A 19,438-nucleotide genomic window follows, 5' to 3' on the forward strand; every position below is an offset into this window, starting at 1 on the left:
CGGCTGGCTGAGTTCGCGATGGACGACGATCTCAAGCGCCATCTGCCCGATCCGCCGCCGCCGCGCCCGGCCGCACGGCGCGCGGCGCTGACGGCGGCGATGGCGCGCTTCGAGGGGGTAGCGGCAACACCCGCGCCGCAGCGCGCGCCGCCAAAGCGCAGCCGCTGGCTGCGCCCCGGATTCGTCGGCACGGCTGCCTCGATTGCGCTCGTCGCGGTGGTCAGTATCCCGATGGCGCTGCACCATCGCGACGTGCCGGGCGGGGTCGCACACCGGCCGCCAGCACCGGCCACGCAGCCGACGCGCGGGGTTCCCAGCGAGATGCCGCGACCGGAAGCGCCGAGCCGGCGCTCCGCCCCTGCCCCGGTGGCGGCGCCGCCGCCTGCCCCGGCCCGCCCCGCTGGCCCTGCAAGCGCGCCACCAGCGGTCTCTGCGCCGCCCGCCGCACCCGCATCGGTGGCCGAAGCTGCACCGCCGCCGCCGCCGCCACCACCCCCACCACCGCCCCCAGCACCCGTGGCACCTCCCCCGGTAGCGATGGCAGCCGCCCCGCCGATGGCGACGAGCGACATCGTCGTCACGGGCGCGCGGGTCGCCAGCCGCGACACCAGGGCACGCACGACCTGTCCGGAGAACCAGGGCTGCACGCCCGACCCAGAAGACCCGGCCGACCTCGCGCTACACGACGGTCTCGCAGCGCTGGAGAAGGGCGACACGCGCCTCGCGATCGCAACCTTCGATCGCGCGCTCGCCGTGCGTCCGACGCTCGCCCCCGCCTATCTCAACCGCGCGCTTGCCTATCGCATGCGCGGCGACCTCGCCCGCGCGGAAGCCGATATCGATCAGGCGCTTCGCTACGAGCGCTCCGCCCGCGCCTACCGCATCCGCAGCGAAATCCGCGCGAGCCGCGGCAATGCGAAGGGCGCCCGCAAGGATAGCGAACGCGCCGACCGGATCGAAAGCGGTGAAGGAAGGCGGTAGAGGCGGGTTTCAGTCCCCGTGCAGAGGATCACGGGCCAGCATCGCTTTGGCCGCGGCGGCGAAGGCCGCACAATCCTGCTGGGCCGAGGGCAGCGCCTGGCGGAAATGGACGAAGCCATGGATCATGCCGGCCGCCTCGATCCGGTGCACCGGCACGCCGGCGCGCTCGACCCGATCGGCATAGGCGCGGCCCGCGTCGCGAAGCGGATCGAGGCCGGCGGTGTGGATGAGCAGCGGCACCGGCGGAATCGGGCCATTGAGACAATCGTGGCGGGGATCGCCGCTGGTCGCCCGATATTGGGCGTCGAACCAGGCCATGTCGTCGGCAGAGAGGAAATAGCCGTTGCCGTACGCCCGGTGCGACGGCCAGTCCTTGCCGCCGCCGACAAAGGGGTACAGCGCCCAGCATGCCTGCACCGGGACCGCGGCGGGGCGCAGCGCCAGCTGCTGCGAGGTGACGATCGCCAGATTGCCTCCGGCGCTGTCGCCGCAGGGGATCAGGCCGGTCACCCGGAAGCCGAACACGTCCGGTGCATCGGCGATCCAGCGTGCCGCGGCCTCCGCATCGTCGACCGCTGCGGGAAAGGGATGTTCGGGCGCGAGGCGATAGTCGATCGCCAGCACCGGCAGGTCCAGCGCGTCGGCAAGCCAGGTGCAGAAGCTGTGATGGGTGCCGAGATCGCCGATCACGAAGCCGCCGCCGTGGAAGAACAGCACGAGAGGCCCCGCCATGCGATCAAGCCGGCGATCATAGAGGCGCGCGGCAAGGGGGCCGGCGGGGCCCGGCACCGTCCAGTCCTGCACCCGCGCGAGCGGGACCGGGGGCAGATCGGCCACCGTGCAGTTCGCCCGCATCATCAGCCGCGCCGCCTCCACCGGCAGCGCCGAGACCGGCGGGGCGACGTGCTCGGCGAGATAGGCGAGGAGCGCGACGACGTCGGGCCGCGGCGGGGCGTCGGTCATGCGCCCTGCTCCATCAGCAGCACCGGCTTGATGACGGCGCCGGTTTCGGAATCGTGGACCGCCTGATCGATCGCCGCGAACGGATAGGTGCGCACCAGCTTTTCCATCGGCAGCCGGCCGGCGCGATACTGCGCGATCAGCTCGGGGACGAAGCGCTGCGGATCGATGCCGCCTTCCACCACGCCGATGATCCTGCGCCCGACACTCATGATCGCGGAGGCGTCGATGGAAAGCTTGGGATCGGACGGATAGGCGCCGACCAGCGCCAGCGTACCGCGCGGCGCGAGCAGGTCGACCGCCTGCCCCAGCAGCGCCGGCACGCCCGTGGTGTCGACGATATGGTCGAACGGGGCCGAGAGCGCGTCCAGGCTGGTAGCGGTGTCGGTCGCCCCCAGTTCGCGACCGAGATCGAGCCGGTGCGCGTGGCGATCCAGCAGCGCGATCCTGCCGGCACCGGCGATCGCGGCGGCCATCACCGCGGCCAGCCCGACCGCGCCGGCACCGAAGATCGCGATCGACTGGCCCGCCGCCACCTTGAGCGTCTCCAGCACCGTCCCCGCACCGGTCTGGATCCCGCAGCCGAGCGGGGCGAGCAGGTGGAGCGGCAGGTCGGCATCGACCTTCACCACGTTGCGCGGATGCGCAAGCGCGTGGGTGGCGAAGGCGGATTGGCCGAAGATGTTGCTGCCGATCCGGTCCGCGCCGCGCCACAATCCGCCCTGATCCGGCCCGAGTGCGCCGAGAAAGTTGCGCGGGAAGAATTCGGGACAATAGCCGGGCTGATGATCGTGGCAGGCGGAGCAGGCGCCGCAGCTGTCGAAGCTGAGCAACACATGGTCGCCGGGGGCGAGGCCGGTCACCCCCGGCCCCACCGCCTCGACCACGCCCGCGCCCTCATGCCCGAACACCGCGGGGAACGGCACCGGCAGCGCGCCGTCGCGCATCACCATGTCGGTATGGCACACGCCGCAGGCGACGATCCGCACCAGCACCTGACTGGGCCCCGGCGCATCGATCCGCAGCGTCTCAATGCTGAAGGTGCCGCCCGCCGCCTCGGTGACAGCTGCCTGGATGTCCATGGATGCGCTCCCGTTAGAACTTGAAGCCGAAGCGCGCATACCATTCGCGCGGGCGGCTATAGGTGCCGAAGAAGGTGCCGTCGGCGATGTTGGAGCCGCCGGAAGTCAGATAGCGATTGTCGGTCAGGTTGGTGCCGCCGACGGTGAGCGTCCAATGGTCGTGCGGCTCCTGATAGGCGATGCTGGCATTGACCAGATCGATCGCACCGCGGCGCAGGATGTAGGTGCGCTGGGTATCGTTCCACACGCTGCTGGCATGGCTCCAGTCGGCGAGGAAGATCAGCGACGCGCCGTTGCCGATGCGGGTTTCGTAGCGCGGCGCGATGTTGGTCTTCCAGTTCGGCGTCTTGGGCAGCGATGCGCCGACCACGGTACCGGCCTGGAACGGGTTGGGGCCGCCCACCGCCGCCGCCGCGGGCGAGACACTGGTGTAATAGGCGTCGATATAGCCGAGCGACGCGTTGACGGTGAGGCCGCGCACCGGCGCCGCGATCGCTTCCAGCTCGAAGCCGCGGATCCGGGCATTGCCGGCATTGGCGATGGTCGGCGAGGTGCCGATCTGGATGTTGAGCTGGATGCCCTTGTATTCGGTGTTGAAGGCGGCGGCGTTGAGCTGGAGCTTGCGATCGAGCAGCGTCGACTTCACGCCGATCTCGGTCGTCGTCGCGGTCTCCTCGTTGAAGTCGGGCGCGACATTGCCCTGCGGGTTGGTGAGGCGCGTGGTCCAGCCGCCGGTCTTGTAGCCGCGCGACCAGCTGCCATAGACCATCACATTGTCGTTCGGGTGCAGCTGCACGCCGAACTTGGGCGAGAAATCGCTGAACTTCTTGCGGTTCACCCCCGGCACATAGACGCGCACCGGATTGCTGGGATCGGGATAGCCGAGACCCGTCTGGCAGGTCACCGGCGCCAGCGGGAACGGGCCGTTCGGGGTGATGTTGCCATTGGCATCCGAGCAGCCGAACAGCTTGTAGTTGAAGCCGTTCAGTTCCTGCTGGCCGCCTTCGAAGCGCTTCTTCTCGTTGGTGTAGCGGCCGCCGATGGTGAGGCCGAGCCATGCGGTCGGGCGATAGTCGACCTGGCCGAACGCGGCATAGTTGGCGGTCTCCAGCCGGTTGGGGCCGTCCACCTGCACCTGGCCCTCGGCGAAGGTGACGTAATCGTGGAGGTTGCCGGCTTCCTTGAAATAATAGCCGCCGAGCACATAGTTCAGCTTGTTGTCGAGCGCCTTGCCGAGCAGCTGCACTTCCTGGCTGAACTGCCACTGGTGCATGGTGAAGCTGAGCTGGAGGAAGTTGAGCGGCGAGCCGTCGGCATCGAGCCCGGCGGCCCAGTCGAGCTGGCGATAGGCGGTGATCGACTTGAGCGCGATGGTGTCGCTCAGGTCATAGTCGATGACGCCGGAAAAGCCCCAGTTCTTGAGGTCGGAGAAGCTGTTGCCGGTGGCATAGCTCTTGTCCGGATCGGCAAGGACATAGCGGCTGTCCCAGGGCAGGCGGTTGTTGGCCGGGTTGCCGTCGACATTGACGCCGGCATAGCTCGGCACCTGGAAGCGCGGGTTGAACTGCGTACCGGAGGTGCCGCAAAGTGCCTGGGCGCCCCGGGCGGCGATCTGCGCCGAGGTCGCGCCGATGCAGAAATTGTAGAGCCCGGCGAAGTTGAACCCGGTGGTGCCGGTGGGATCGAAGCCGGTGCCCGGCAGGTTGGCCGTGCCGGCGAAATTGCCGGGGACATTCTCGGCGGTGCCCAGCAGCTTGTTGGCGCTGGTGCCCTTGTCGCGGCTATAGTCGCCGGACAGGGTGAGCGTGAGCGGCCCGCCCTGCGCCCATTTCAGCTTGCCGCGCAGGTTCCAATTGTCGTTGCCGCCTTCGCGCGTCGAGTTGCCGTATCCGGCGGCCGAGAAGGCGGTGTAAGAGGGCGTGTTGTTGGCGCGCTGGTCGGGATAGGGAATGCGTTCGAGGAAGCCGTCGCGCGACTGCACCCCGAAGCTGAGGATCGCGCCGAGCCCGTCGGTGATCGGAATGTCGACCGATCCGCGCGCGCCCAGCCGCTTGTAGCTGCCCGTGGTCACATCGCCCTGGACGCGGAATTCCTTGCCGGGATCGCGGGTGACGATCGAGATCGCGCCGCCGATCGTGTTGCGGCCGAACAAGGTACCCTGCGGTCCCTTCAGCACCTCGACCCGGGCGACATCCATCAGGTCCTGGTTCGCGCCCACCGTGCGGGCGAGATAGACGCCGTCGAGATAGAGGCCGACGCCGGGATCGATGTTGAAGGCGAAATCATCCGAGCCGATGCCGCGAATATAGGCGGAAAGCACGGCGGGCGAGCCCGAGAAGGGCGTGCCAGCATCCAGATTGACGTTGGGCGCGATCGCCGAGAGCTGGGCGACGCTGCCGACCGCGCGCTCCTTCAGCGTGTCCGCGCCGAAGGCGGAGATGGCGATCGGCACGTCCTGGACGTTTTCCGCCCGCTTCTGCGCGGTGACGACGATTTCGGCGATGCCGCTGTCCTGCTGCTTCGCTTCGGGCTGGGCAGGTTGTTCGGTGCTTTGGGCCCAGACGGGCGCCGCCCATGCCGCCGAAGCAAGCAGGGCCGTGGCGAGACCAATGCGCATTTTCCTCTCCTGATGCGCGCCATTTCGGCGCTTATCGGAGAAGGCTAGCGCGCGGATGGCGCCCCGTCTTGGACGGGTGCGCACCGCGATCAGGACGGACGCGCACCCCTGCACCGCCATTCGCGCGGGCTGGTGGCGAAGCGCCGACGAAAGCAGCGGCTGAAAAAGGCCGCGTCGCTGAAGCCGAGCGAGAAGGCGATGTCGGTGACGCTGCGGCCGGGCTCCGCCACGAGCAGTTCCGCCGCACGGGAAAGTCTCCGGTCGGCGATAAACGCGGTGGGCGTAAGGCCGGTTTCGCGCAGGAACGCCTTCTGCACCGCGCGCGGGCTGAGCCCGGTCGCGGCGCACAGGCTGGCGGTGCCGAGTTCGGGATCATCGAGATGGCGCAGCGCATAGGTGACCGGCGTTTCCGCCCCCGCCGCGACGAACGGCGCGCCGCGCTGCTGGCGGCAGACCAGCCGCGTGGCATCGACCAGCAGCTCGCCAACCCCGTCGTCGACATCCCCGAGCATCGCCCGCTGGTCCCACAGCCCGAGCAGCATGTGGTTGAGGAAGGCGACATGCGGATCCTGCCCCGACAACAGCCGGCCGTGCAGATTGCCGAGCCCGATCCCGTCGCCGAGCGACGCGGCCGGCACCTGCAGGATCAGGCATTCGTTGGTGTCGGAAATGTCGATCGCGTAGGGCCGGCTGTCGTCGGCGACGAGGATGTCGCCCATGCCCCCCGACACCGCCGTGTCGCCGTGCAGCATCGTCAGCCGCCCGCGCCGCTGGAGGTGCAGCAGCAGATTATGCCCGTCGCGATTGCCCGCGCGCCGCACCTGCGCCCGCGCACTCCGCGCCCGGGCGAGGCCCACCGGCCCCAGGTGCCACCGGGCGAGATCGGCGCGGATGCCTTCCGGGGCGATGGCGGTCATGCCCGGAAAGGCCTCGGCGACGATGTCGCGCCAGAAGAGGTGCCGCCGCTGGGGCGGCACCGCCTGGGTGGTGAAATGCTCTACCGCGCTCAGGCGGCCGGCTCCAGTTCGACCGCGTTTACGATATGCGCCTGGGTATATTCGTGCAGCCCCGCCTGGCCGAGCTCGCCGCCCAGCCCCGACTGCTTCGATCCGCGGAAGGGGATGCGCGGATCGATCGCGAGGTGCTGGTTCACCCATACCGTGCCGCTGTCGATCTTCATCGCCACTTCCGTCGCGCGCGCCACGTCGCGGCCCCAGATCGTGCCGCCCAGGCCGTACTCGGAGTCATTGGCGCGGGCGATCACCTCGTCGATATCGCGATATTTCAGCACCGGCAGCACCGGGCCGAACTGCTCCTCGCGCACCAGGGGGGCATCGTCGTCGAGATCGCGGACGATCGTCGGCGGGATGAAATAGCCGGGACGATCGAGCGCGTCGCCGCCGGCCAGCACGGTGCCGCGCTGCTTGGCGTCCTCGATCAGCGCCTTGACCTTCTCGAACTGCATCGCGTTCTGCACGGGGCCCACCTTGGCACCCTGCTTGGCGCCGTCGTCGACCACGGTGTTGCGGGCCAGCTCGGCAATTTCCGCGCAGAATGCCTCATACATGCCCTCGGGCACATAGGCACGCTTCACCGCCACGCAGATCTGCCCGGCATTGTACATCGCGCCCTGGAACACCTTCTTGGCCGCCAGCGCCGGCTCGACATCGTCGAGCACGATCGCCGCGTCGTTGCCGCCCAGCTCCAGCGTCACGCGCTTCACGCCGTCGGCGGCGCTCGCCATCACCTTCTTGCCGGTGGCGGTGGAGCCGGTGAAGGCGATCTTGGCGACGTCCGGATGGGTGGTGAGCAGCGCGCCCAGATCGTTCTGGTCGCAGATGATGTTGATCACGCCCGGCGGCAGCAGCTCGGCGAAGATCTCGCCCAGCAGCAGCGTGGTGAGCGGCGTGGTCGGCGCGGGCTTGAGCACCATGGTGTTGCCCGCGACCAGCGCCGGGCCAATCTTGTTCGCCGCCAGCACCATCGGGAAGTTCCACGGCGTGATCGCCGCGACCACGCCCAGCGGCGTGCGATGCTCGACGACGCGGTTGCCGCCTTCGTCGCGCAGCATCTTGGTCTCGGGGCGCATCTCGGTGAAAGCGCGCAGCGTGAACACCGTGCCCATCACCTCGCCGGTGGCCTGGTCGAGCGGCTTGCCCTGCTCGGTGGTGAGCAGGCTGGCAAACTCGCTCAGCCGCTCCTGCAGCCGCCCGGCGACCGCCTCGACCTTGGCCGCGCGCTCCTCGATCGGCGTAGCGGCCCAGGCCGGGAACGCGGCCTTGGCGGCGGCGACGGCGGCGTTCAGCTGTTCGGCATCGGCCTTGGGACAGCGCGCGAACGGCTCCGCAGTCGCAGGATTGATCACGTCGAACTGCGACGCGCCGTCCACGGCCTCGCCATTGATCAACAGCTTGAAGGTGCGTTCCAAGGCCAATCTCCTAAAACAGGCGGCGACTCGCCGCGGCATATCCCCTATTTTGCGCAAATGTATCCCAGGCATACCGATTGGACAAGATGACCCACGCCGCTTCCCAGGATGACGCTCTCGAAACGCTGATCGGCTATCAGCTGCAGATGGCGCGCCTGCGGTTGATGGAGGCGGCGCATGCTGCGTTGGCGCCCTATGGCATCTCCCCTGCCCGCGTGACGGCGCTGGCGCTGATCCGGGCGCAGCCGGGGCTGGACCAGTCGGCACTGGGCCGGGCGCTGTCGATCAATCGGGCGAGCGCGATGAAGCTGGTCAACCTGCTGGTCGAGCGCGGGCTGGTCGAGCGTCGGCCGGGCCGCGACCTGCGCAGCCATGCCCTCCACCTGACACCCGAAGGCGAGACGCAGCTGCCGCAAATGATCGCGCGCCTGCACGAATCCGAACTGCCGGTGCTCGCCGACCTGGACGATGCCGAGCGCGCGACCCTGCTCCAGCTGCTCAACCGGATCCACGCTGCCGTTTGACCGATCCGTCGGGGCCGATGAACCGGCCGCACGAAAAAAAAGGGGCCCCGGCGGCAACCGTCGGAACCCCCTTTCGCTTTCATTCGGGCAGATCGTTAGAAATTGCCGCGGATGATGAACGAGAAGCGTCGGTCGTTCATGAAGTACGAGCGCGGCGCGAGGTACGCCGGATCGCCGCGATAGGCCTGGAGCGTCTTGGTCACCGAATTGGTGAGGTTCACGCCCTGGACACCGATCTTCACATATTTGTTCAGGCTGAGGAACGCCGAGGCATCGAGTTGCCCGAACGCATCCTGGTAGATCGAGGTGTATGGGAAGATCACGTCCGCCGCCGTCAGCAGGAACTTCGAGCGCCAGTTATACGCGGCGCGGAGCGAAATCGGCCCCTTTTCGTAGAAGATCGTGCCGTTGACATTGTGCTTCGACAGGCCTTCCAGCGGCAGGTTGCCCGGCTTGATGCTGCCGACGTTCACTGCGCTGCCCGTGTTCAGGAAGGTGTTGGGCAGGCCCGAGCTATCCACATAGGAATAGTTCGCGTTGACGCCGAGGCCCGAGAGGAAGCTCGGCAGGAAGTCGAGGGTCTGCTGGTAGGCGACCTCGAAGCCCTTGATCTTGCCGTGGCCGTTATAGTTCGCCGGACCGCGCGTCTGCGCCGGGAAGGTCACGCCGTTGTTGGTGAACTGCAGCGTGCCGGTCGACTGGTAGAAGAAGTTCTGCACGTCCTTGTAGAACACGTCCGCCGTCAGCGAGCCCACCTTGGAGAAATACCATTCCGCAGTGACGTCGAACTGCCACGCCGTCGCCGGCTTCAGGAACGGGTTGCCGACATTGGCGGTGAGGTTGCCGTTCCCGTCGACGCTGAGGTCGAGATAGCTGCGGACATAGGACGATTCCGGACGCGTCAGCACCTTGGATGCGGCGAGTCGCAGCTGCAGCCCGTTGGCGACGCCGAACTTGAGGTTCAGGCTCGGCAGGAAGTAATCGTAGCTGAAGTTCGCCTGGGTCGGGAAGATCGTCGCGTTCGTGCCCGCAAACTGCTGCAGCTGGGCGTAGCCCGCGGCACCGAGGTTGCAGACGCCGCCCGCGGTGCGCGCCGGCGTACCCGGCGGGGAACCGGCCGGCACCGCCGGATCGCAGCGGCCGGCGACCGTCTGCCCATTGACGGTCGTCGTCAGATACGGCGCGGTCACGCCCAGATCGGTCTGGGTCGGAATGCGCGATGCGCCGAAGGAGCCGAGATACGAGCGTACGAAGCGCACGCCGGCATTACCCGAAATGCTGATACGGCCGATCCGGGTATCCTCGCCACCGAAGGTCGCCATCAGATAGGCGTTGAAATCCTGCTGCTTCACCCGCTGGATTTCGTTCGGCCGATACATCGTGCCCGGCACCACGTCCGCGCGCTGTGCCAGCGGCCGCCAGTCATTGGCGGAGCCGGCGCCGTTGGCGGAATGCCAGGTCGCCGCGATGCCCTGCATGAACTTGCTCGCCTGATCATAGCCGTTGATCAGATCGCCATTGTAATAATATGCGCCCGACGGCCCCGGGGTCTGACCGCGGAAGAAATTCGGGAAGTTGTAGAAGCTGGCCTGATTGGTGCCCGCCTGCGCGATAGAAACGGGCGCCGTGCCGCTCCAGATTTCGCTCATCACGCCCCAGTTATAGGTCGTGTACCGCACCGTCTGGTCGCGATCGGCGTAGCGGCCGCCGAACTTGATCTTCTTAAAGAAGCCTTCGTCGCCCAGCGCATAGCTGAAATCGCCCTTGAAGGCATATTCGCGGCCGACGCTGTCTTCGGCATGGTCCATACCCGCCCGCCAGAACTGCACGCGCTTGTCGGCGAAATACTGCGAATCGGTGGCGGAGACGAGCGCCGGGTTCGGCGTAGCCCAGGTCGCCGCGAGCGTCAGCGGCTTGTGCGGCACAACCTTGGGCAGGCTGCCGGTGAGGTCGACCTCCTCGTCGGCGAAGGTCGAGCCGAACAGGCTGACGTCGAGGTTGCTCCGCTCGGCGCGCGTGTAATCGGCGTCGAGGTTGATGTCCCAGCGATCGCTCGGATGGATCTGGAGGTTGAACCCGAAGTCGTTGACCGTGTTCTCCTCATACACCTGGCGCCGCGACAGCGATTGCTGGACGCCGCCCGTCGGCACGAAGGTATCGGCATTGCCGCTGGAGGCGTTGCGCCAGCCGCTGCCCGGAAGGGTGATGTAGCCCTTCTGGAACAGGCCGGTGCTGTCATACTGATAGTCGGTGAACTGACCCACCGGACATTCGGCGCGCGTCGTGGTGTTGCCGTTGTAGAGCGGACCATCGCCGTTCTGCACGCAGCCCTTCGGGAACGTATTATATTCGGAAAGGTCCGGCGCGGATTCGAAGGTGTGCTCGCCCCAGGCATTGGTGGTGTGCGAACGCAGGAACTGTGCGGTCGCCAGCACCGAGCGGTCCGTCGACTCCCACTGTCCGGCGACGGCGATGCCGTCACGCTTGCGATCGAAATCCTGGGTGCGGAACTGACCGCCGATCGGCGCATAGGCGATCGAACGCGGGTCGGCGAAGCCGTCCGCGCCGGGCGTCGAGGCTGCGCCGCAGGGAGCGTTGACATTGTTGCCCGCGGCGTCCGGCCGCTGGCCGGGCAGCGTCGTGGTATCGGTGCTGCCCGGCAGCGGGGTGCGGCAGACGAGCTGGCCGCCTCCGTTCTGGAACGGCACCAGCGTGTTGTCGCGGGTCTGGAAGTTGGTGATCTGGATGCCGTCGGCGCGGCTGCGGACGCGCGAGTAGGAAACGCTGCCCAGCAGGCCGAAGGTGCCCTTGGCCGTGTCCCAGGTGTTGCTGATCAGGAACGAGCCGGTCGGCGACCACTTCTTGATGAAGTCGCCGTAATTCGCCTCGCCGCTGAACGCGACATGGAAGCCCTTGTTGTCGAACGGCTTGCGGGTGTTGAGGTTGACCGTGCCGGCAAGGCCGCCTTCGATCATCGCCGCGGTGACGTTCTTGTAGACCTCGACCGAGCCGAGCAGTTCGGCCGGCACATCGGCGAAGTTCAGCGCCTGACCGCCCACGCCCGCGGAGAACGCGTCGCGGCCGTTGAATTCCGAGCGCACGAAGTTGAGGCCGCGGACCACGACGCCCGAGCCTTCGACCGAGAAGTGATCGGGATCGTTGGTGCCGGCAAAGCGATTGATCGAGACGCCCGGCACGCGCTGCAGCGCCTCGGTGACCGAACGGTCCGGCAGGGCGCCGATGTCCTGCGAGGTGATCGCGTCGACCACCGTGTCCGAATTCTTCTTGATCGTCTGCGCATTGGCAAGACTGGCGCGGATGCCGGTGACGATAATCGCCGCCTGATCACCCTGCGCATCCTGCGCGCCCTGGCCGTCCTGGGCCTGCTGGTCCGGTGCGGCGGACTGGGCATGGGCCGTGCCCATCATGCCCGCGACGCAGAGCGCGGTGACCGAGGCCCCGCGCAAGAAAGATCCGATTTTGCTGATATCGCGGAAACGCGCGTGCGACGCCGATCGCATAGACCCCCTCCTCCAAAGTTGCATGTGACTCGTTGGTCACGACAATGTTGTCAGGCCTTGTACACCAGATCGGACGCAGCTTGGCAATGCGACCGCTAACAGGATCAGAAATTTTTCTGAAACGAGTGTAACCCGTTTGCAACGCTGCGTCATATGGCCGCTGGGGCAGCCCCACGGATCGGGTTTGACAGACCGGCAGGGAATGCTGGTAAGCCTAAGGCGGAGAGGGAGAGGATGGGCCATGGCCGGGCGACCGAGTCTACGCGTGGTGATCGTCGGCGGGGGTACGTCGGGCTGGATGGCAGCGGCGGCGCTCGCCCGATTGTTGCCGGGGCGTTGCAGTCTGCACCTCATCGAGTCCGAGGCGATCGGCGTGATCGGTGTCGGAGAGGCAACGTTGCCGCACATTCGCGGCTTCGTCGAAAGGCTCGGCATCCGCGAAGCCGATTTCATGGCCTGGACCCGCGGTACGTTCAAATTGGGTATCGAATTTCGCGACTGGGGGAAGATCGGCGACAGCTATGTCCACCCGTTCGGCACCTTTGGCCGCGGTAAGGGCGACGTCGATTTCCACCATTACTGGACGCGGCTGCGGCGCGCCGGCGTGGCGGTGCCGCCGCTCGAACATTTCTCCTATGCCTGCATGCTCGCGCGCGGCAACCGGTTCGACCTGCCGGCGACCGACCCCGACAAGCTCGCCTCCACCTATGGCTATGCCTATCAGTTCGATGCGCTGCTGTTCGCGCCGTATCTGCGCCGGATCGCCGAGGGGCTTGGCGCCCGCCGCACCGAGGGCAAGGTCGTCGAAGTGCTGCGCGACGGGGCCAGCGGGAACATCACGGCCGTCCGACTGGAGGATGGCCAGGCCATCCAGGGCGATCTGTTCATCGACTGCTCGGGCTTCCGCTCGTTGCTGCTCGGCGAGGCGCTGGCCGAGCCGTTCGAGGACTGGAACCACTGGCTGCCGGCCGATCGCGCGGTGGCAATGCCGTGCCGGACGGAGACCGCGGTCACGCCCTACACCAGCGCGATCGCGATGCCGGCGGGCTGGCGCTGGCGGATCCCGCTGCAGCACCGCACGGGCAACGGCTATGTCTATGCCAGCGCCTTCACCACGGACGAGGACGCCGCACGCGCGCTCACCGGCGCGGTGGAGGGGGCGCCGCTCGCCGATCCACGCCCGCTGCGCTTCCGCGCCGGCCGGCGGCGGCGCAGCTGGGCCCATAATTGCGTCGCGATCGGCCTGGCGAGCGGCTTTCTCGAACCGCTCGAATCGACCAGCATCTATCTGGTCCAGCAGGCGATCACCGCGCTGATCGAGCTGTTCCCGGACTCGGCCAAGTGCGCGATCGAGCGCGACGAATTCAATCGGCTGATCGACATGGAATATGATCGCATCCGCGACTTCCTGATCCTTCACTACCACGCCACCACCCGTACCGACACGGACTTCTGGAACTATGTCCGCACCATGACAGTGCCGGACAGCCTCGCCGAGAAGATCGAACTGTTCCGCCGCGCCGGCCGGGTGGTGAAGTATCGCGAGGGCGTGTTCCTCGATGCGAGCTGGATCGCGGTCTATATCGGCCAGGGGATCGAGCCCGAAGGCTATGACCCGCGCGCCGACCTGCCCGATGCGACCATGCTCACCCGCAGCATGCAAGCGCTGCACGGCGAGATCGCAGCGACGGTGGCGCAGGTGCCCGAGCATCTGCACTATATCGACCGCTATTGCGCGATGGCCGCAGCCGCATGAGCGCACCGCGACGCGTGGTGGTGGTCGGCGGCGGCGTGACCGGCTGGTCGACCGCGGCCGCGCTCAAGCGGCGCGTGCCGCTGCTCGACGTGACGATCCTGCCGCTCGCCCCGCCGGCGGAGGCGCTGGCAGACCGAATCGCCACCACCCTGCCCTCGATCTTCGGCTTTCACGACGATCTCGGCCTCGGCCTCGACGACACGGTGCTGCGAACTGGCAGCGCCTATCGGCTCGGCACGCTGTTCCGCGACTGGGTGCAAGGCCAGCCCGACTATGTCCACGCCTATGCGCGCCACGGCGAGGGAATGGGCAGCGCCCCCTTCCACCAGCTCTGGATCCGCGCCGCACTGGCGGGTACGGCGCCACCGTTCGACACCTTCTCCGCAGCTGCGGCGATGGCGCGCGCCGGCCGCTTCGTGCTGCCGAACGGCGATGGGCCGTTCGGGGCCCATGGCGTAGGGCTCACCCTCGACCTGCCGCGCTACACCGCGATGCTCGTGGCGTTCGCGCGCCATGTCGGCGTGCGCAGCCAGGAAGGCGCGCTGGCGGGCGTCGAGCGGGACGCCGTGGGCAGTATCGCCGCCGTGGTGCTCGGCGACGGCACCCGGCTGACGGCGGATCTCTATGCCGACTGCTCCGGCCCGGCGGCGCTGCTGCATGGTTTGCTCGACGCGCCGCGCGAGGACTGGCGCGGCTGGCTTCGCTGCGACCGGCTGGTGCTGGAAGACCTGGTGCCGCCCCCCGCCGATCTGCCCGTGCTCGAACAGGTGACCGCCACCGCGCGGGGCTGGCAATGGACCGGCGCGATGCAGCGCGGCGCGGTCTATCGGGAGGCAGAGGGCAACGCGCGCGGCGGTGCGATCGCCTTCGACGCCGGCGCCTCGATCGAGCCCTGGCGGCACAATGTCGTCGCGATCGGCGACGCGGCGGTGACCATCGAGCCGCTGGAGTGGAGCAACCTCCACCTCGCCCATAGCGCGATCGACCGCCTGATCGCGATGCTGCCTGCCGGCGCACCCCACCCGCTCGAACGCGCCGAATATAATCGCCAGGCGCTCGCCGAGGCACGGCGGGTGCGCGATTTTGTGCTCCTCCACTATGTCACCGCACGGCGAGACGAGCCCTTCTGGCGCGACATGGCCGAAATGCCGCTGCCGGACTCGCTCGCCCACACGCTGCGCCTGTTCCGCGCGCGCGGCCGCTTGCCCTTCTACGAAGAAGAGACGTTCGATCGCGACAGCTGGCTGGCGGTGCTGCTCGGCCAGGGCGTGCTGCCGCGGCATCTCGATCCGCTGGTCGATAGCGTGCCGCCGGCCGAGGCAGCGCGCGCGATGGCCGCATTCCAGACCGCGATCGCGCAGGCGATCCACCCCCTCCCCACGCCCGCCGGTTTCCGCGCGGCGCAAGCAAGGCATCTGTATGAACGAGCATAATATCCGCGACGTCGTCATCGTCGGCGGCGGCACCGCCGGCTGGATGGCGGCCGCGGCGTTTTCCCGCTTTCTCAACAACGGCTACACCCGCATCACGCTCATCGAATCCGACGAGATCGGCACGGTCGGCGTCGGCGAGGCGACGATCCCGCCGATCCTGCGCTTCAACCAGATGATCGGGCTGGACGAGAACCTGTTCCTCGCCGAGACCGGCGGCACCTTCAAGCTGGGCATCGAGTTCGTCGACTGGGGCGGCTTGGGCGAGCGCTACTTCCACCCCTTCGGCAATTACGCGCAGGATCTGCAGGGGGTGCATTTCCACCAGCTCTACCTGCGCGAGCGCGCCCGGCGGACGATGCCGGACATCTCCGCCTGGTCGATGAGCGCGGTGGCCGCGTCGATGGGCAAGTTCGCCCGCCCGTCGGCAACCGCCCAGTCGCCGATCCGGGAGCTGTTCTACGCTTATCATTTCGATGCGGGACTTTATGCCAAGCTGCTGCGGCGCCTGGCGGAATCGCGCGGCATCACCCGCATCGAAGGCAAGATCGACGGCGTCACGCTGCGCCCCGAGGATGGCTTCGTCCAGTCGGTGACGCTGGCGGACGGCCGCACCGTCGCCGGCGACCTGTTCATCGACTGCTCCGGCTTTCGCGGGCTGCTGATCGAGGAGGCGCTGGAGGCCGGCTATGAGGACTGGCGGCACTGGCTGCCGTGCGACCGCGCGGTGGCGGTGCCCTGCGCAAACGTCCGCGAACCCGATCCCTTCACCCGTTCCACGGCGCGCACCGCCGGCTGGCAATGGCGTATCCCGCTGCAGCACCGGATGGGCAATGGCCATGTCTATTGCAGCGACTTCATCGATGACGACACCGCCGAGCGGCAGCTGATGGCATCGCTGGAAGGACCGGCGCTGGCCGATCCGCGGCGGCTGCGCTTCACCACCGGGCGGCGGCGCGAGAGCTGGTCGCGCAACGTCGTCGCCCTCGGGCTGTCGAGCGGCTTTCTCGAACCGCTCGAATCGACCAGCATCCACCTGATCCAGAGCGGGATCGCCCGGCTGATCGCGCTGTTCCCCGACAAGCGCTTCGATCCGATCGAGCGGAACGAATATAACCGCCAGATGCGCGACCTGTACGAGGACATTCGCGACTTCATCATCCTCCACTACAAGGCGACGACGCGCACCGACACGCCGTTCTGGAACCAGGTGCGGACGATGGACGTACCGGAGAGCCTCGCGACCAAGATCGCGCTGTTTCAGAGCAAGGGCCGGCTGTTCCGCGACGGCCATGAGCTGTTCTCAAACACCAGCTGGGTAGCGGTGTGCCTGGGGCAACATATCGTGCCGCGCACGCACGAGCCCGCCGCCGATGCGCTCGACGAGAATCTGGTGGCGGAGGCGCTGGAGCAGATGCGCCGCGGCTATTGGGAAACCGCGCAGAAGCTGCCGAGCCACGCCGAGTTCCTCGCCCATTGTGCTCCCGGTGCCCGCCCCGCCCCGGCCCCTGCGCCGGCCGCCGAGGCATTGCCGGTCTTCTCCTTCACCGAAGAAGCGCCCTTCGCCCAGCCGGGGTCGCCGGTATGATCGATGATCGCCTGCAGCGCATCGTCATCGTCGGTGGCGGCACCGCCGGATGGATGGCAGCCGCCGCGATCGGCAAGATCGCCGGGCGCCTGCCGGGCCTGTCGATCGAGCTGGTCGAATCGGACGAGATCGGCACCGTCGGCGTCGGGGAGGCGACGATCCCGCAGATCGTGCTGTTCAACACGATGCTCGGCATCGACGAGGCCGAATTCGTCCGCGAGACCAACGCCACCTACAAGCTGGGCATCGAATTCGTCGACTGGACGCGGATCGGGCATCGCTATGTCCACCCGTTCGGATTCTACGGCCTGGACATGCTGGGGGTGGAGTTCCACCATTTCTGGCTGAAGGCGCGCGCGCTCGGCGATCCGACGCCGCTCGACGCCTATTCGCTGGGCATTGTCGGCGCGCAGCGCGGCCGCTTTGCCCATCCGCGACCGGACCAGCCCAATTCGCCGCTGTCGAAGATCGGCTATGCCTTCCAGTTCGATGCCGCGCTCTATGCCCGCTATCTGCGCAAGCTGGCCGAAGCCTCGGGCGTGCGCCGTACCGAAGGGCGGATCGTCTCGGTCGCGCAGGACGATGGCAACGGCCATGTCACTGCGGTGAGACTGGAGTCCGGCGCCGAGATCGCCGGCGATCTGTTCATCGATTGCTCGGGCTTTCGCGGCCTGCTGATCGAAGGGGCCATGGGCAGCGGCTTCACCGACTGGACCGACTGGCTCCCCTGCGACCGCGCGGTAGCGGTACCCTGCACGCTGGGCGGCGACCGGGTGCCGCTCACCCGCTCCACCGCGCGCAGCGCCGGCTGGCAGTGGCGGATCCCGCTCCAGCACCGCATCGGCAACGGCTATGTCTATTCGAGCGCACATCTCTCGGACGACGAGGCAGCCGCGACGCTGCTCGCCAATCTGGACGGTGCGCCGCTGGCCGAGCCGCGCCAACTCCGCTTCCGCGCCGGGCACCGCGACCGCGCCTGGATCGGCAATGTCGTCGCGCTCGGGCTGGCCGGCGGCTTCCTCGAGCCGCTCGAATCGACCAGCATCCATCTCGTCCAGTCGGGCATCGCCCGGTTGATGGCGCTGTTCCCGACGCGCAGCTTCGACCAGACCGCGATCGAGCGGTTCAACCGCGATACCGCGCAGGAATATCTCGACATCCGCGATTTCCTGGTGCTGCACTACAAGGCCACCGAGCGCGACGACAGCGCCTTCTGGAACTATTGCCGCATGCTGGCGCCGCCCGAGGGGCTGCGCGACAAGCTCGCCATGTTCCGCAGCAGCGGCCGGATCTTCCGCGAGCATCAGGAGCTGTTCACGGAGACCAGCTGGCTCTCGGTGATGAGCGGCCAGGGCATCGAGCCGCAGGGCTATCATCCGATCGCCGATCTGCTATCAGACGAGGAGGCGCTCCAGCGTCTCAAGCATATCGCTCAAGTGATTGAACAGACGGCCAACGCCATGCCCTTGCAGGACGATTATCTGCGCCAGATCGGCTGCGACCTGACGCCCGCACGGCAAGCTTCGTGAGCCCGCTCCCCGCACCGAAACCGGTGCGCGAACTGGACGCGATGACCCGCGCGCGCTTCGACGCCGAGATCCGCCCGGCGCGCGAACCGGTGGTGCTGCGCGGCCTCGGCGCGGCGTGGCCCGCAGTGCAGGCGGGGCGTACCGGGCCGACGGCGATCGTCGACTATTGCAAGCGCTTCAGTCATGACGCGCCGGTCGGCGCGATCGTCGGCGATCCGTCGATCAAGGGGCGCTTCTTTTACAACGACGACGTGACCGGGATGAACTTCGTGCGCGGCGTCTCCCCGCTCGACCCGTTCCTCGACCGGCTGTTGCGCGAGCTGGAGCGGCCGACCGGCTATGCGATGGCGGTGCAGTCGATCCCGGCGCCCGAACTGCTCCCCGGCTTTACCGACGAGAATGCGATCGCGCTCGTCGACGCCGATGTCGCGCCGCGCCTGTGGCTGGGCAACGCGCTGCGCGTGGCGCTGCACTACGACCTGATGGAGAATGTCGGCATCGTCGTCGCAGGGCGCCGGCGCTTCACGCTGTTCCCGCCCGAGCAGGTCTCGAACCTCTATATGAGCCCGCTCGAACTCACCCCTGCGGGCACGCCGACGAGCTTCGTAGACATCGCCGAACCCGATCTGGCGCGCTTCCCGCGCTTTGCCGCTGCGGCGGAACATGCGCAGGTGGCCGAGCTCGGCCCGGGCGATGCGATCTACATCCCGTTCCAATGGTGGCACGCGGTCGATTCGCTCGAGCCGGTGAACCTGTTCGCCAATTACTGGTGGACCCCGGCGCAGCGCGACATGCTCAATCCGCACGACGCGCTGCTCCACGCGCTGTTCTCGCTGCGGATGCTGCCGGAGGACCAGCGGCGCGGCTGGCGGGCGATGTTCGATCACCTGGTGTTCCAGCTCCACGGCGACCCCGCCGCGCATATCCCCGAAGCGGCGCGCGGCGTGCTGGGCGAACCCACCCCCGAACAGGTCCAGCGCGCCCGCGATACGCTGCGCCGCGCGCTGGAGGCGCAGCGCTAG

13 protein-coding genes are annotated in these 19,438 nt (G+C 67.9%); 7 read left to right on the forward strand and 6 right to left on the reverse strand.

The window, feature by feature from the left end:
• The first annotated feature begins 18 nt into the window (after positions 1 to 18).
• On the forward strand, positions 19 to 981 hold the full coding sequence (locus tag SAZ01S_RS06830) for a tetratricopeptide repeat protein (protein WP_084581322.1): 963 nt from the start codon (positions 19 to 21) through the stop codon (positions 979 to 981).
• Positions 982 to 990: 9 nt separating this feature from the next.
• On the opposite strand, the gene SAZ01S_RS06835 is transcribed toward SAZ01S_RS06830, so the two are convergent.
• From SAZ01S_RS06835 to SAZ01S_RS06855, 5 genes are all read right to left on the reverse strand, one after another.
• Positions 991 to 1,944 (reverse strand): alpha/beta hydrolase, encoded by a 954-nt coding sequence (locus SAZ01S_RS06835; RefSeq protein WP_084581324.1) that lies wholly within the window; start codon positions 1,942 to 1,944, stop codon positions 991 to 993.
• Positions 1,941 to 3,023, reverse strand: a complete 1,083-nt coding sequence (locus SAZ01S_RS06840; RefSeq protein ID WP_084581325.1) for an NAD(P)-dependent alcohol dehydrogenase — start codon at positions 3,021 to 3,023, stop codon at positions 1,941 to 1,943. Before SAZ01S_RS06840 ends, SAZ01S_RS06835 begins: the two co-directional genes overlap by 4 nt.
• A gap of 13 nt (positions 3,024 to 3,036) precedes the next feature.
• A complete protein-coding gene (locus tag SAZ01S_RS06845) occupies positions 3,037 to 5,640 on the reverse strand; it encodes a TonB-dependent receptor (RefSeq protein ID WP_084581327.1) in 2,604 nt (867 codons plus the stop codon).
• A gap of 89 nt (positions 5,641 to 5,729) precedes the next feature.
• The gene (locus tag SAZ01S_RS06850) at positions 5,730 to 6,617 is read right to left on the reverse strand and encodes an AraC family transcriptional regulator (protein ID WP_084581329.1); all 888 of its coding nucleotides are present in this window, start codon (positions 6,615 to 6,617) and stop codon (positions 5,730 to 5,732) included.
• A gap of 29 nt (positions 6,618 to 6,646) precedes the next feature.
• Positions 6,647 to 8,068, reverse strand: coding sequence for an aldehyde dehydrogenase family protein (locus SAZ01S_RS06855; protein WP_084581331.1), 1,422 nt, complete (start codon positions 8,066 to 8,068; stop codon positions 6,647 to 6,649).
• 86 nt (positions 8,069 to 8,154) lie between these two features.
• Between SAZ01S_RS06855 and SAZ01S_RS06860 the strand changes: the two genes are divergently transcribed.
• Positions 8,155 to 8,592 carry a MarR family winged helix-turn-helix transcriptional regulator gene (locus tag SAZ01S_RS06860; protein WP_084581579.1) on the forward strand — a complete coding sequence of 146 codons (438 nt, stop codon included), beginning with the start codon at positions 8,155 to 8,157 and terminating at the stop codon, positions 8,590 to 8,592.
• A 95-nt stretch (positions 8,593 to 8,687) separates the two neighbouring features.
• Here SAZ01S_RS06860 and SAZ01S_RS06865 read toward each other — a convergent pair whose 3' ends face one another.
• A complete protein-coding gene (locus SAZ01S_RS06865; protein ID WP_369688865.1) occupies positions 8,688 to 12,059 on the reverse strand; it encodes a TonB-dependent receptor in 3,372 nt (1,123 codons plus the stop codon).
• A gap of 295 nt (positions 12,060 to 12,354) precedes the next feature.
• Here SAZ01S_RS06865 and SAZ01S_RS06870 point away from each other — a divergent pair, with 295 nt between their 5' ends.
• The 5 genes from SAZ01S_RS06870 to SAZ01S_RS06890 are packed head-to-tail and all read left to right on the forward strand — an operon-like array spanning position 12,355 to position 19,438.
• Positions 12,355 to 13,869 carry a tryptophan halogenase family protein gene (locus SAZ01S_RS06870; RefSeq protein WP_084581335.1) on the forward strand — a complete coding sequence of 505 codons (1,515 nt, stop codon included), beginning with the start codon at positions 12,355 to 12,357 and terminating at the stop codon, positions 13,867 to 13,869.
• Positions 13,866 to 15,302, forward strand: a complete 1,437-nt coding sequence (locus SAZ01S_RS06875) for a tryptophan 7-halogenase (protein ID WP_139809969.1) — start codon at positions 13,866 to 13,868, stop codon at positions 15,300 to 15,302. Before SAZ01S_RS06870 ends, SAZ01S_RS06875 begins: the two co-directional genes overlap by 4 nt.
• Positions 15,289 to 16,887: a tryptophan halogenase family protein gene (locus SAZ01S_RS06880; RefSeq protein ID WP_084581338.1), complete on the forward strand. Its 1,599-nt coding sequence runs from the start codon at positions 15,289 to 15,291 to the stop codon at positions 16,885 to 16,887. The genes SAZ01S_RS06875 and SAZ01S_RS06880 overlap by 14 nt, the downstream gene beginning before the upstream one ends.
• On the forward strand, positions 16,884 to 18,416 hold the full coding sequence (locus SAZ01S_RS06885) for a tryptophan halogenase family protein (RefSeq protein WP_084581340.1): 1,533 nt from the start codon (positions 16,884 to 16,886) through the stop codon (positions 18,414 to 18,416). Before SAZ01S_RS06880 ends, SAZ01S_RS06885 begins: the two co-directional genes overlap by 4 nt.
• On the forward strand, positions 18,413 to 19,438 hold the full coding sequence (locus SAZ01S_RS06890; RefSeq protein ID WP_245824673.1) for a cupin-like domain-containing protein: 1,026 nt from the start codon (positions 18,413 to 18,415) through the stop codon (positions 19,436 to 19,438). Before SAZ01S_RS06885 ends, SAZ01S_RS06890 begins: the two co-directional genes overlap by 4 nt.

The sequence above is a fragment of the Sphingomonas azotifigens NBRC 15497 genome, assembly GCF_002091475.1.
Classification (GTDB): Bacteria; Pseudomonadota; Alphaproteobacteria; order Sphingomonadales; family Sphingomonadaceae; genus Sphingomonas; species Sphingomonas azotifigens.